Consider the following 14,472-nt stretch of genomic DNA (forward strand, 5'->3'; position numbering starts at 1 on the left):
CCCCCTACCCGGTGATCCAGGTGTCGTAGAGCCAGGTGCGGGCCGTGGACTCGGTGGTGAAACCGTGCACGGTCGGCGCCAGGCCGAACACCTGGGTCTCGTCGTAGAGCGGAATGGCGTAGCCTTCGCCGAACACCCGGTCCTCGACGGCCTGGATGGCCTTGGTGCGGGCGGCCGGGTCGAACTCGAACGCTTGGGCGCGGACCAGCTCGTTGAGCGTCTCGTCGGGCACCGGCGCGAAGAACTCGTTCTGCGCGGTGCTGTCGAACGCGGTGCGCAGCACGTCGGCCTCGGCGCGCGAGGTCTGACCCTGCACCAGCGCCCAGTTGTCGGGACGCGCGTTGCGCACCGACTCGTACTCGGTCTGGGAGACGGTGTGCAATTGCAACTCCACCCCGGCCTTCTTCCACTGCGACTGCAGCAGTTCCAGCACCGGCTGGGCCACCTGGTACACCGGTGCCACCCAGATCTCGAGCTTCAGGCGGTTGCCGTCCTTGACCCGGATACCGTCGCCGCCCTTGACCCAGCCCGCGCCGTCGAGCAGCGCGTTGGCCTTGGTCAGGTCGTAGCCCAGATACTTGCTCGCGTCACCACGATTCGGGGTGTTCCGGACCAGGATGCTGGTGGGGATCGGGTAGCTCGGCGAGAGCACCGTCTCGTTGATCTCCTTGCGGTCGGTCGCGGCCTGCAACGCCAGGCGCACGTCCTTGTCGAGGATCGCCGCGGTCGAATCCAGTTGCACCGACAGCTTGTTGGTCTGGCCCTGCACCGCGAACGCCTCGATGCGGCCGCCGTTGGCGGTCACCGTGTCCTCGTCGTAGGGGCTGATATTGCGCGCGATGTGCGCCTCACCGGATTGCAGCGCGCCGACCCGGGTCCCGGCCTCGGGCACAGTCTTGAAGACCACCCGCTCGAGGTATGCCTTGCCCTGGTGGCCCGACCCTTCCGGCGCCCAGTTGTAGTCTTCGCGACGCTTGAGGGTGATGCCGGTGTTGCCGGTGACCGACTCCACCACGAACGGCCCGGTGCCGATCCAGTTCTTGGCCTGGCCCTGGCCGTTGAGATCGCGCTCCAGGAAGGGCTTGGCCAGGATGGAACCGGCCCGATAGAACGAGGCCACCTGCAGGAAGCCGGCATTGGGCTTGGTGAAGGCCACCTTCAGGGTCAGCGGGTCGACCACCGTGGAGCCCTGGTAGTCGGAGAAGAAGCGGTCCGGCGGGATGCCCAGGGCCTTGTCGCCGAGGGCGTGCTGGTCGTAGTTGGCCTTCACGATCGCCGCGTCGAACGGGTCACCGTTGCTGAAGGTGACGCCCTCGCGCAGGCGGAAGGTGTACTCGAGCTTGTCGGGACTGATCTCCCACGACTCGGCCAGCCACGGCTTCAGGGTGCCGGTCTTCGGGTCCTGCCAGATCAGCCGCTCGGCCAGGTTGTTGGCGACCTGACTGTTGGACCAGATCGAGTTGGTCGGCGTCCACGCCGTGTACTCGATGGGGTCGTAGAAGTTCAATGTGCCGCCGAAGACGGGGTCGCCCACGGCCTCGTTCTGCGACGCACCACCACCACACGCGGCCAGGACGGTGGCGAGGGCGATGGCCGCGGTGCCGGTGGCCAGGAGTTGACGGAATCGGGTATTCCTCATGCGGTCGTGGGTCTTTCGTCGAATCGGATTGTCGTGTTTGACACTTCGGAGGTTAGGTGCGCGACCGCCGAATTCCGCGAGTTCGGATCGCCAAGAATGACTACACCGTCGTTGAAGTTTCCCTTCACGATCCGGATTCACTAAAACTGAACAAATCCGAAAGTTCAGCTTGGTTGTTCGCGGAGTCGGCCTTGTGCAGACTTCGCGAAATGTCATCGAAAAGATTTTCCGCGGCGACGGTGTTGGTCGCCGTCGCCCTGCTCGCCTCCGCGCTGACGGGCTGCGCGGCCTCGGGCAACCGGGTCGCGGGCAGCGACGACGCGGGTCCACCGGTCGCCGGCGGCACCCTGCGCTTCGCCGTGCTCGACGCGCCCGCCAACCTCGATCCGCATTCGGGCAGTTCGTATCCGGAGTCGCTCATCACGAGCAATATCACCGACAAACTGACCTATCAGAATCCCGAAACCGGGGCCATCGAGCCGTGGCTGGCCAAATCCTGGGAAATCAACCCCGAACTCACCGAATTCACATTTCGGCTGCGCGACGACGTCACCTTCACCGACGGTACGAAATTCACCGCCGATTCGGTGAAGGAGAATTTCGACCTGCTCGGATTCGGGAACAAGGAACTCGGCATCGTGCCGGTGACCGCCTACTGGGTCGGCTACACCAGCACCACCGTGCTCGACCCGACCACGGTCAAGGTCGTCTTCAACCGCCCGAATGCGGGGTTCCTGCAGGCACTGTCGCTGTACTTCTCGGGCATCGTCGGGCATTCGACCTTGCAGCTGAGCAAGGAGCAGCGCGCGCTGGCGCAGAATCTGGTGACCACCGGTCCGTTCGTCGTCGCCGAACACGTCTACCAGCAGAAAACGGTGCTGAAGAAGCGGCCCGGCTACAACTGGGCGCCCGCCAGCCGCAAGCACAATGGTGAGGCCTATCTCGACGCCGTGGAGATCTCGGTGATTCCCGAGGCCGCGGTGCGCACCGGTGCGTTACGCGCGGGCCAGGTCGACGCGATCCTCGACGTCAACAACACCGACGAGGCACCGCTGAAGGCCGAGGGCTACCGGATCGTGCCGCAGCTCATCCCCGGCCGCGACATCTCCTTCGACCTCAAGACCGACCTGTTCCCGACCGACGACCGCGCCGTGCGCGAGGCGGTGAAGCTGGGCTGGAATCGCGACGCGCTCACCAAGACCGTGCTCACCCCGAGCTACACCGTGTCGAGTTCGGTGATCTCCTCGCGCGTGCCCGGTCACGTCGACTTCTCGGCGGAACTGAAGCAGGACCAGGCCGAGGCCGAACAGATCCTGGAGGCCGCGGGGTGGAAGAAGGGTTCCGACGGCATCCGGGTGGACGGACAGGGCCGCCGCCTGGAACTGGCGCTGCTCGGCATCAACAACCTGGTCAACAACAAGCCCGCCTATGAGCTGATCCAGCAGGACCTGCGCAAGATCGGCATCGACCTGAAGCTCAATGTGCTGCCGATCCCGGACTACACCGCCGCCGCCACCCAGCAGAAACGCTGGAACATCCAGGTGGCCAACCAGAGTCGCGCCGACGTGGCGGTGCTCGAGCAGGTGTACTCGCCGCAGTACACGAACTCGGCCAAGCTCGCGCCGGAGAACCCGATCTACCAGCAGGCGATCGACAAGCTCAGCGCGGTGAGCAAGACCCTCGACCCCGGCAAGCGGGCCGAGGCGGCCGAGGCGGCGCAGCGGTTCCTGCTCGTGGACCAGGTGCTCACGGTGCCGGTGTACAACCCGGCGCAGGTCACCGCGGCCTCGCCCCGGGTGCACAACATCGGCTACGAGGCGCAGTCGCGCAATGTCTTCTACGACACCTGGATCGAGCCGAGGTAACCGATGACGCGCTATGTGCTCGCCACACTGGGGCAGGCGGTGTTCGTGGTGTGGGGCGCCTACACCCTCACCTTCGTGCTGCTGTTCGTGCTGCCCTACGACGCGGTCGACTTCCTGTTCGACCCCTCGCAGGGCGACCTGATCTCCGAGACGGACAAACAGAACTCCCGGGAGTACTTCGGGCTGAACCAGGACCTGCTCGGCCAGTACACCGACCGGCTGTTCGCCGCGCTGACCGGTGATTTCGGGGCCTCGACCCGCACCGGTGAGCAGGTCTTGCCGCTGATCGTGTCGGTCCTGCCGCACACCGCCCTGCTGGCGGGCGCCGCGCTCGTGCTCGCCGTCGCGTTGGCCTTCGCGGTCGCCGTGACGGCGGGCTACACCCGCACCAAGTGGGTCGCCGACTTCGTCGCGACCCTGCCCGCGGCGGGGGTGTCGGTACCGGTGTTCCTGGTGGGACTTGCGCTGCTGCAAGTGTTCTCGTTCCAGCTGGGGTGGTTCCCGCCGATCGGCAACGAGGGTTTCGGGGCGCTGGTGTTGCCCGCGGTGACCCTGGCCATCCCGGTGTCGGCGCCGATCGCGCAGTTGCTGATCAAGAACTTCGACGCCGAACTGCACGCCGGGTATGTGACGGTGTCGGTGGCCAAGGGCGCGACCCGGCTGTGGGTGCTGGTGCGGGAGGTGCTCGAGAATGCCGCTTTGCCCGCGCTGACCATCGCCGGGGTCACCTTCGGCAATCTGCTCGCCGGCGCGGTGATCGTCGAAACCGTGTTCTCCCGTGCGGGATTGGGCCGTCTGACCGAGACGGCGGTGCGCACCCAGGACGTGCCGCTGGTGCAGGCCGTGGTGGTGTTCGCCGCGCTGGTGTTCGTCACGGTGAACTTCCTGGTCGATCTCGTCTATCCGCTGGTGGATCCGCGGCTGCGGTCCCGTGTGCGAGCAAGGACTCCGGCATGACCGTCCTCGACAACGACCTCCGCACCGCGCCAGGGGGTTTCGCTCGCGTGCGGCGGGTGCTCACCGCCGCGCCGGGACTCACCCTGGCGTGGTTGGTGATCGCGACCGTGCTCGCCTGGGCGGTGGTGCCGTCCTGGTTCACGAAATACTCGCCGCTGGAAGGGGATTCGGACGCCAGTTTCAGCGCGCCGAGTCTCGAGCACCTGTTCGGCACCGACCGGCTCGGGCGAGACCTGCTGGCCCGCACCATCTACGGCACCTCCACCACGCTGACCGCGACCTTGCTCGCGGTGGCGTTGGGGTTCGTGGTCGGGTCGGCGATCGGGTTGCTCAGCGGGTTCGTGGGCGGACGGGTCGACGCGGTGATCATGCGCTGTGTCGATGTGCTGCTGGCCATCCCGAGCCTGCTGCTGGCCATGACCGTGGTCACCGCGCTGGGCTACGGCACCGTGAATATCGCTGTCGCCGTCGGTATCTCGGCGGTGGCGGCGTTCGCGCGGGTGATGCGCTCGGAGGTGCTCAAGGTCGCGGGCACCGACTACGTGGAGGCCGCCTACGGGTCCGGCGCCGGTTTCGGTCGGGTGGTGGTGCGCCACGTGCTACCGAACTCGGTCTCGGCGGTGCTGTCGCTGGCCGCGCTCGAATGCGGCACGGCGGTGCTGGCCGTGGCGGCGCTGGGCTTCCTCGGTTACGGCGCGCCGCCGCCGGACCCGGAGTGGGGCCTGGCGGTGTCGGAGGGCCGCGACTACCTGGCTACCTATCCGTGGATCTCGCTGCTGCCCGGCATCGTGATCGCCGTGGTCGTGCTGTCCACCAATCGAATCGGGCGAGCACTGGGAGAGAAGCGATGAGCGAGAAGGACACCCTGCTGCGGGTCGATGACCTGTCCGTGCGCTACCGCGCCAGCCGCACGGCGGCGGTCGACGGTGTGTCGCTGAGCGTGGACCGGGGCGAATTCGTTTCCATCGTGGGCGAATCCGGCTCGGGCAAGAGCACCACCATCCACGCCGCCCTGCACCTGCTGCCCGCCTCGGCGCGGGTCGAGGCCACGGCGTTGGAATTGAACGGGCACGACACCGCGTCCTGGAGCGACCGCAAGCTGGCTCGGTTGCGCGGCCCGTTCGTCGGTTTCGTGCCCCAGGACCCCGGCACATCGTTGAACCCGGTCAAACGGGTCGGCACCCAGGTGCTCGAGGCATTGCGGCTGCACCGGCGCGTCGAGTCCGGGCCGGGTCGCGCGCTGGCGGTGGAGAAGTTGGCCACCGCCGGCCTGCGTGACCCCGAACGGGTCTACCGGCAGTACCCGCACGAACTGTCCGGCGGCATGAAACAGCGCGTGCTCATCGCCATCGCCCTGGCCAACGACCCGGCTCTGCTGGTGGCCGACGAGCCCACCTCCGCCCTGGACGTGACGGTGCAGAAGGTGATCCTCGATCACCTCGCCCACCTGCGCGAAACCCTCGGCCTCGGCGTCCTGCTGGTCACCCACGACCTCGGCGTCGCCGCGGAACGCTCCGACCGCCTGATCGTCATGCAACACGGCCGCATCGTCGAGGAGGGCCCCGCCACCCGCATCCTCACCGACCCCCACCACGACTACACCCGCCGCCTGGTCGCGGCCGCGCCCACCCGCCACAGCACCCGGCTGACCGGCACCGAACCGGGTGGCGGCACTGGGACGACGAGCCCGCGGTCCGGCACCGAACCGCGCTACGAATCGGGCGCCGGTTCGACCGCCCGACCCGGGACGACGAGCCTGCGCTCCGACACCGACCCGCGCCACGAATCAGGCGCCGGTGCGACCACCCGAGCGGGGACGATTCGCAGGTCCGACACCGCCCCGCGCCAGGGCACCACCGAGCCGACGCCGGACATCGGCTCGTCCGCGAGGCCCGGTGCGGATGCGACGTCGGCGCCGATCTCCATCGGTACCGCCTCGGCGCGCGCGAAACCGGTGCCGACGGCGGGCACGGCGCTGCTCGAGGTCCGTGATCTGGCCAAGACGTTCGCCCACGGTGGTGTGCGGGCGGTCGACAAGGTCTCCCTGGCGGTGCGCGCGGGCACCACACACGCGCTGGTGGGGGAGTCGGGGGCAGGCAAGTCGACCGTCGCGCGGATCGCGGCCGGGTTCGCTTCGGCGGATTCGGGTGAGGTGTGGTTCGACGGTGCGCGGATCGACGGACTCTCGCGGGGCAAGTTGCGGCCGATCCGGCGCGGGATCCAATTCGTCTACCAGAACCCGTATTCGTCGCTGGATCCGAAGTTCACGGTCGAGCAGATCATCGCCGAACCTCTTGTCGCGCTGGGCTTGCTCCCGCGCGGACCGCGCCGCCGCGAGCGGGTCCTGGAACTGCTCGACGAGGTGGCGCTGTCACGAGAACACTTGGCGCGCAAGGCCACCGAGCTCTCGGGCGGTCAGCGTCAGCGGGTGGCGATCGCGCGGGCGCTGGCCGCCGGACCGCGCATGCTGATCCTGGACGAGGCCGTGTCGGCGCTGGATGTGTCGGTGCAGGCGCAGATCCTGCGGTTGCTGGTCGACCTGCAACACCAGCAGGGCCTGACCTACCTGTTCATCACCCACGACCTGGGGGTGGTGCGCCTGGTGGCCGACGAGGTGACCGTGATGCGGGCGGGCGCGGTGGTCGAATCCGGTTCGGTGAGCACCGTTTTCGAGAACCCGACCCAGGACTACACCCGGCAGTTGCTCGACGCGGTCCCCGTCGGCGCGGACCGCGCGACGCCCGTGGCGGCGGTGGTCGCGTGATCGGCGTAGACGAGCTGCGCAGAATCGCTCTGATCGTAAGGATTTCCTGCATTGTCGGTGGTGCGGATGATTAGCGCATCCGGACGGCAACCGGTCGAAGCGAGGAAACCCATGTACGACATTCGACGCCTTGTCCTGTTGCGCGATCTCGCCGAGCGAACCACCATGACCGCGGTGTCGGAACTGCACGGGATCACCACCTCGGCGGTCTCCCAGCAGTTGCGCATCCTCGAGGAGGAGGTGGGCACCGTGCTCACCCGCCGCGAGGGCCGGGTACTGCGCCTGACCCACGCGGGGCGGGTCCTGGTCGACTACACCTCCCGGATCATCACCGCGCTCGAGGAAGCCGAGAGCGCGGTGGCCGCGACCGCGGAGGCCATCACCGGGGTGCTCACCCTGGCCACCTTCCGCACCGCGCAAACCCAACTCGCGCTGCCCTGCGCGGCCAAGCTCATGGCCGAGAACCCGGGCCTGCGGGTGCGCGTGGTGGACCTGATCCCGGTGGAGTCGGTGCCCGCGGTGCGCCAGCAGGAGGTCGACATCGCGATCACCTACTCCTATTCCTTCCGCGCCCGCGACCTGCCGCTGGGCTTGGCCTCGGAGTTCCTCTTCGCCGACCCGCTCGTGCTGCTGGCCCCGCCCGGCCTGCGCGAACGGGCCCGCCAGCAGGGACTGTCGGCGGTGCGTGACGCGGACTGGGTGGCCGCGCGCGACGGCGCGCCCTCGATCGTGTCGGTGATGTACGCCTGCCGCGAGGCCGGGTTCTCCCCGCGCATCGAGCACCGCAGCGGCACCTTCGTCGGGATGGCCGAGATCGTCGACCACGGGCTCGCGGTGGCGGTGGTGCCAGAGATGTCGGTGCCGCCGCAGTACCGGCACCTGGTGGCGTGCACGGTCGCCAACGGGTCGCGCCAAATCGGGGTGACCTACCGGCAGGCGTCGCTGGAACGGCCCGCCATCGCCGCCGCCATCCGCGCCCTGCGCACCATCGCCGCCCCCGAACAACTGGCGTCCTGACCGTGCGCACGGTCGAGAAAAACTGAACGAATCTCGTAGACCCGCTGTCTTGTTCGGCGGCATGGACCGTTCCGATACTGGGAGCACGGAAACCGCACGCGGAAAGGAGGTCTCGTGACATTCCCGGCGCGGACCTCGACGGTTCCGCTCTGTTGTCGTCGCTGACTTCGACGATTCCCCTTCCTCGCGCACCGAGACGCCGTTTCGGCGAATGCCGGTGTGCCGCACAACCATGCGTCACGACCACCGCTGTCGTGACGCGACCAGGAGAGTGACCACCGCATGACTTCCGTGGCCCCAGCGCCCACCGCGCACGGTCTGGACGAGGACGCGTTCGCCGCAGCGCTGACCCTGATCGCCGACCGCGCCGCCGACCACGACCGGGCGGGCGGATTCCCGTTCGCCGCCTTCGAAGCCCTGCGCGCCATCGGCGCCCCCGCGCTGACGGTGCCGGTCGAATTCGGCGGGCTCGGTGCGGGATTGGCGCAAGCCGTCGAGGTGATCGAACGCGTCGGCGCCGCCGATCCCTCGGTCGGGCTGATCCTGCAGTGGAACTACACCAACCAGCTCGGCCTGATCCGCGACGACAGCCCGTGGCCTGCCGACCTGAAGGAACTGGTGCTGCGCTCGGCGGCCACCGACGGCGCGCTGATCAACGGCCTGGCCGTGGAACGCGAACTCGGCAGCCTCTCGCGCGGCGGCGTCCCCGCCACCACCGCCACCCGCCTGCCCTCGGGCGACTGGCGCATCGACGGTGAAAAAGCCTATGCCACCGGCATTTCCGGGCTGACCTGGTTCACCGTCACCACCAGCACCGCCGAACCGAATCCGCGCATCGCCACCTTCCTGCTCGACCGCTCCGCCACCGGCTGGCATGTCGAACCCACCTGGAACCACCTCGGATTGCGCGCCTCCGACACCCAGTCGGTGATCTTCGAGGGCACCGTCGTGCCGCACGAGCGCCTCGTCGACCTGCGCGATCCCAACGCGGGCACCGCGAAGATCCGTCGCGCGGGCCGTCAGGCCCTGCCGCTGCTGCTGGCCGCCAACTACAACGGCGTCGCCATCGCCGCAAGGGACTGGCTGGTGCGCTACCTGCACACCAGAGTGCCCACCGCCCTGGGCGATTCGCTGGCCACCGTGCCGCGTTTCCACGACCGGGTCGGCGAGATCGAAGCCTGGATCCAGACCAGTCGCGCCCTGCTGCGCCAGGGGGTGGCGAGCCTGGCCGACGACGAACACGGCCGCCTGCCCGCCCTGGCCAAACACGTGGCCACCGCCACCGCCATCCGGGTCACCGAATCCGCGCTGGACCTCACCGGCAACCCCGGCCTGGACCGGCGTCACCCCCTCGAACGCCACCACCGCGACGCCATGGTCGGCCGAATCCACTTCCCGCAGAGCGATTTCGTGCTCGCCGATCTCGGTCGCGCCGCCCTGGCCGCGGGCCGCACCGAGGAGGCACGGCCGTGACCCGACGCCAGGTGCACCTCAACGTCAACATCCTCAACGCGGGCGTCTTCGGCGGCTCGTGGCGGTTCCCCGGCACCGACCCGGCCGCGAGCTTCACCCTCGACCACTACGTCCGCATCGCCCAGCGCGCCGAAGAGGCCAAGTTCGACGCGATCTTCCTCGCCGACGGCCCCGCTGTCCGCGAGGACATCCGCTACCGCCCGTTCAACAGCCTCGAACCGTCGGTGATCCTGGCCGCACTCGCCGCCGCGACCGAGCGCGTGGGCCTCATCGCCACCCTGTCCTCGAGCTACAACGACCCCTACGACGTGGCCCGCCGTTTCGCCTCCCTCGACCTGCTCAGCGGCGGACGCACCGGCTGGAACGTGGTCACCACCGCCGGCGTCGAATCCGCCCGCAACTTCGGTTTCGCCGCCGAACCCGCCCACGCCGCCCGCTACGAACGCGCCGCCGAATTCGTCGAGGTGGTGCGCACGCTGTGGAACAGCTGGGAGCCCGACGCGCTGATCGGCGACAAGGCCACCCACCGCTTCGCCGACTACACCCGCATCCACCCCGCCGATCACCACGGCCCACACTTCGACGTGGCGGGCCCGCTCAATGTCCCGCGCTCGCCGCAGGGCGAACCGGTGGTCGTGCAGGCGGGCGCGTCCAAGGACGGTCGGGCGCTGGCCGCGAAGATCGGCGAGGTCATCTTCACGGCCGCGCAGACGGTCGAGGAAGCGGGGGAGTACTACCGCGATGTGAAGGCCAGGGCGGTCGGCTACGGACGCCGCCCCGAGGACATCCTGATCCTGCCCGGCCTCTCGACCGTCATCGGCTCGACCGAAGCCGAAGCGGCGCAACGCCGGGAGCTGCTGGCCGAGTTGGTCCCCCCGGACTACGCCCTGGACCGCCTGGCCACCCAGCTCGGGGTCGACCGCGACGACCTCACCCTCGACGGCCCCCTCCCGTGGCACCTGCTCGCCGACCCGGACGAGGCGGGCGGGTCGCAGACCTTCTACAAGATCGCCCTCGGCCTGGCCCGCCGCGAGAACCTCACCGTGCGCCAACTGCTGCGCAGACTCGGCGGCGGTGCGGGCCACCGCATCGTCACCGGCACCCCCGAACAGGTCGCCGACGCCATCATCGACTGGGTCGATCGGGGCATCGCCGACGGCTTCAACCTCATGCCCGACGTGCTGCCCGGCGGCTTCGACGACTTCGTCGACGGCGTCGTGCCGATCCTGCGCGAACGCGGCGTGTTCCGCACCGAATACGAGACCACCACCCTGCGCGGTCACCTCGGACTGCCCGTCCCCGCCTACCGGGGCACCATCGCCGAAGGGGCTGCCCGATGACCCGTAAACTGCACTTCTTCGTCAATGTCGGCAGCGCCGGATACCACCCGGCCGCCTGGCTCGAACCGAGCCTGCCCGCCGACGCCTTCATCCAACTCGCGCACTACCAGCGGATCGCGGCCGAGGCCGAACGCGGCGGACTCGACGGGTTGCTGTTCCCCGACATTCCCGTGCAGCAACCCGGCATCGCCCGCGGACCCGCCGCCACCCTCGACCCGATCCTGCTCAGCTCCGCCCTGGCGGTGACCACCGAGCGCATCGGCCTGATCCCCACCGCGACCACCTCGCTGAACCTGCCCTACAACCTGGCCCGGCGGATCCTGTCCCTCGACCATGTCAGCGGGGGCCGCGCGGGCTGGAACGTGGTCACCACCTTCGAGCCCAATGCCGCCCGCAACTTCGGCATCAGCGCACTGCCCGAGCGCGACGAACGGTACCGCCGCGCCGCCGAGTACGTGTCGCTGACCGAAAAGCTGTGGGACAGTTGGGAATCCGACGCGCTGATCGGTGATCAGGAAGCCGGGGTCTTCGCCGACCCCGATCGCGTGCACGCGGTGAATCACCAGGGCGAGTTCTACTCGGTGGCCGGACCGTTGAACGTGCTGCGTTCCCCGCAGGGCCGCCCCGTCCTCGTGCAGGCCGGCGCGTCCGAGCAGGGCCGGGCCTTCGCCGCCGCGCACGCCGAGGCGATCTACACCACCCAGCTCAGCCTGTCCGCCGCCCGCGCCTTCACCACCGAGATCCGCGCGGCCGCAACGGCGTCCGGCCGCGACGGCAACGCCATCCGGATCCTGCCCGGCCTGGTCCCGGTCATCGGCTCCACCGAGGTCGAGGCGCACGCCCGGTTCGACGAACTCCAAGCCCGCCTGCACCCCGACAGCGCCCCGGTGCGCCAGTTCGCCCGCTGGCTCGGCTACCCCGACGCCGAACTCGACCTCGACGCCCCGCTGCCCCGGCACCTGACGATCCTGCCGCCGGACCGCGTCGGCCCGCAGGGCTTCTTCGCCTCGATCACCGGCTACGCCCTCGAAACCGGCCACACCGTACGCGAATTGCTCACCGAGTTCCTCGGCGGGCATCGCGTCGTGATCGGCACACCGCGCACGGTCGCCGACCACATCGAACTGTGGCACCGCAACGCGGGCATCGACGGCTTCACCATCATCCCGGCCGTGCTGCCCGGCTACCTCACCGATTTCGTCGACGAGGTCATCCCGGAACTGCGCCGCCGCAGGCTCTTCCGCCGCGACTACGAACACACCACCCTGCGCGGTCATCTCGACCTGCCCGAGCCGGCGAATTCCTTCGCCCGCCAACCCGTCTCCACCGGAAAGTGACTCCATGACCTTGCGATACCTCGGCCGCACCGGCGTGCTGGTGAGCCCACTCACCCTGGGCGCCATGAACTTCGGCGCCTGGGCCAACCCCGACCACGACGACGCCGCCACGATCATCCACCGGGCCCTCGACGCGGGCATCAACGTCGTCGACACCGCCGACGTCTACTCCCAGGGCGAGAACGAGGAAATCGTCGGCAAGGCCCTGCGCGGTCGCCGCGACGAGGTGGTGCTGGCCAGCAAGTTCCACGGCCAGATCGGCACCAACCCCAATACCCGGGGCAATTCCCGGCGCTGGATCATCCGGGCCGTCGAGGACTCGCTGCGTCGCCTCGGCACCGACCACCTCGACCTGTACCAGGTGCACCGCCCCGACCCGGAGGTTCCGCTCGAAGAAACCCTGCGGGCCCTCGACGATCTGGTGCGCGCCGGCAAGATCCGCTACTACGGCACCACGACGTTCGAACCGCACCAGCTGGTGCAGGCGCAGTGGGTGGCCCAGGACCGCCACCTGACCCGCCCGGCCACCGAACAGCCGCCCTACTCGATCCTGGCGCGCGGCGCCGAACGCGCCACCCTGCCCCTCGCCGAACGCTACGGCCTCGGCGTGCTCACCTGGAGCCCCCTCGCGGGTGGCTGGCTGTCGGGTCGGTACCGGGCGGGCGAGACCGCGCCCGAGTCGAGCAGGCTCACCCGTCAACCGCACCGTCACGACCCCGAACTCGTCGCCAACCAGCGCAAACGCGCCGCCGCCGAGGAACTCGCCAAGCTCGCCGACGAGGCGGGGCTGTCGCTGGTGCACCTGTCGCTGGCGTTCGTGCTGCAACACCCGGCCGTGAGCAGCGTGATCATCGGACCGCGCACGCTGGCCCACCTCGAAACCCAACTCGGCGCCGTCGACGTGCGCCTGAGCTCCGAGGTTCTCGACCGGATCGACGAGATCGTCGCCCCCGGCACCACCCTCAGTCCCGCCGACGAGGGCTACCTGCCGCCCTCGCTCACCGACGCGTCCACCCGCCGTCGCCCCACGATCGGAGCCACCCGATGAGCCTGTCCGACCTGCGCCCGCTCGGCCGCACCGGAGTCCGCGTCAGCCCGTATGTGTTGGGCACCATGAACTTCGGCTCCCGCGGCGGCACCACCCACGAGGAATCGATCGCCCTGATCCACCGGGCCCTCGACGCCGGCATCAACATCGTCGACACCGCCGACACCTACTCGCGCGGCGAATCCGAGATCATCGTCGGCAAGGCCCTGCACAGCCGCCGCGACGACGTGATCCTGGCCAGCAAGTTCCACAACGCCGTCGACGACGACCCCACCCACCGCGGCAACTCACGGCGCTGGATCGCCCGCGCCGTCGAGGACTCCCTGCGCCGCCTCGACACCGACCACCTCGACCTCTACCAGGTGCACCGCCCCGAGTCGGTCACCGCGCTCGAGGACACCGTCGCCACCCTCGACGATCTGGTACGCGCCGGCAAGATCCGCTACTACGGCACCTCGGTGTTCTCGCCCGGCGAACTCATCGAAGCCCAGTGGATCGCCGACCGCACCAAGGCCAATCGCGCTGCCACCGAACAGGTTCCGTACTCGCCGCTCGTTCGCGGCATCGAACGGGAAACTCTGCCGATCGCGCGTACCTACGGTCTCGGCGTCATCACCTACGGCCCCCTCGCCGCGGGCTGGCTCTCCGGCAACTACCGCCTCGGCGCCGACCAACCGCACTCCCACCGCGCCGACCTGATCCCCGGCCGCTTCGACATCGACGCCCCCGCCAACGCCGCCAAACTCGCCGCCGCCGACGCCCTCGCCGTCCTCGCCGAAGAATCCGGCCTCACCCTGATCCAATTGGCGATCGGTTTCGTCCTCGCCCACCCCGACGTCACCGCCGCCATCATCGGCCCCCGCACCGAAGAACACCTCGACACCTATCTCGAGGCGGCCGAGGTGGTGCTGAGCCACGACATTCTCGACCGCATCGACGAGATCGTGCCCCCCGGCACGATCTTCCACGAACGCGACACCGGAAAGATCCCGGACGCATTGGCCGATCCGGCGCTGCGCCGCCGCTGAGTTG

11 protein-coding genes are annotated in these 14,472 nt (G+C 69.2%); 10 read left to right on the top strand and 1 reads right to left on the bottom strand.

What is annotated here, in order from left to right:
- Positions 1–4 precede the first annotated feature (4 nt).
- Entirely contained in the window at positions 5–1,639 is a 1,635-nt protein-coding gene (locus ACFP3H_RS13400; protein WP_378604894.1) for an ABC transporter substrate-binding protein, read from the bottom strand.
- 209 nt (positions 1,640–1,848) lie between these two features.
- On the opposite strand from ACFP3H_RS13400, the gene ACFP3H_RS13405 reads away from it, so the two are divergent.
- The 10 genes from ACFP3H_RS13405 to ACFP3H_RS13450 all read left to right on the top strand — a co-directional run bounded on the left by ACFP3H_RS13405 (position 1,849) and on the right by ACFP3H_RS13450 (position 14,468).
- Positions 1,849–3,504 (top strand): ABC transporter substrate-binding protein, encoded by a 1,656-nt coding sequence (locus tag ACFP3H_RS13405; protein ID WP_378604897.1) that lies wholly within the window; start codon positions 1,849–1,851, stop codon positions 3,502–3,504.
- 3 nt (positions 3,505–3,507) lie between these two features.
- Entirely contained in the window at positions 3,508–4,461 is a 954-nt protein-coding gene (locus tag ACFP3H_RS13410) for an ABC transporter permease (protein WP_378604900.1), read from the top strand.
- A complete protein-coding gene (locus ACFP3H_RS13415; RefSeq protein ID WP_378604903.1) occupies positions 4,458–5,312 on the top strand; it encodes an ABC transporter permease in 855 nt (284 codons plus the stop codon). Before ACFP3H_RS13410 ends, ACFP3H_RS13415 begins: the two co-directional genes overlap by 4 nt.
- Positions 5,309–7,225 carry a dipeptide ABC transporter ATP-binding protein gene (locus ACFP3H_RS13420; protein WP_378604906.1) on the top strand — a complete coding sequence of 639 codons (1,917 nt, stop codon included), beginning with the start codon at positions 5,309–5,311 and terminating at the stop codon, positions 7,223–7,225. The genes ACFP3H_RS13415 and ACFP3H_RS13420 overlap by 4 nt, the downstream gene beginning before the upstream one ends.
- Before the next feature lie 111 nt (positions 7,226–7,336).
- Positions 7,337–8,242, top strand: a complete 906-nt coding sequence (locus ACFP3H_RS13425) for a LysR family transcriptional regulator (protein ID WP_378604909.1) — start codon at positions 7,337–7,339, stop codon at positions 8,240–8,242.
- A 282-nt stretch (positions 8,243–8,524) separates the two neighbouring features.
- Complete coding sequence (locus ACFP3H_RS13430; RefSeq protein WP_378604912.1) at positions 8,525–9,715, top strand: acyl-CoA dehydrogenase family protein; 1,191 nt, start codon at positions 8,525–8,527, stop codon at positions 9,713–9,715.
- Positions 9,712–11,055: an LLM class flavin-dependent oxidoreductase gene (locus ACFP3H_RS13435; RefSeq protein ID WP_378604915.1), complete on the top strand. Its 1,344-nt coding sequence runs from the start codon at positions 9,712–9,714 to the stop codon at positions 11,053–11,055. Before ACFP3H_RS13430 ends, ACFP3H_RS13435 begins: the two co-directional genes overlap by 4 nt.
- Positions 11,052–12,392 carry an NtaA/DmoA family FMN-dependent monooxygenase gene (locus ACFP3H_RS13440; RefSeq protein WP_378604918.1) on the top strand — a complete coding sequence of 447 codons (1,341 nt, stop codon included), beginning with the start codon at positions 11,052–11,054 and terminating at the stop codon, positions 12,390–12,392. Before ACFP3H_RS13435 ends, ACFP3H_RS13440 begins: the two co-directional genes overlap by 4 nt.
- Before the next feature lie 4 nt (positions 12,393–12,396).
- Positions 12,397–13,440, top strand: a complete 1,044-nt coding sequence (locus ACFP3H_RS13445; RefSeq protein WP_378604921.1) for an aldo/keto reductase — start codon at positions 12,397–12,399, stop codon at positions 13,438–13,440.
- Positions 13,437–14,468 (top strand): aldo/keto reductase, encoded by a 1,032-nt coding sequence (locus tag ACFP3H_RS13450; protein WP_378604924.1) that lies wholly within the window; start codon positions 13,437–13,439, stop codon positions 14,466–14,468. The genes ACFP3H_RS13445 and ACFP3H_RS13450 overlap by 4 nt, the downstream gene beginning before the upstream one ends.
- The last annotated feature ends 4 nt before the right edge of the window (positions 14,469–14,472 follow it).

Origin of the sequence: Nocardia lasii, assembly GCF_042658545.1 — a bacterium.
Classification (GTDB): Bacteria; Actinomycetota; Actinomycetes; order Mycobacteriales; family Mycobacteriaceae; genus Nocardia; species Nocardia lasii.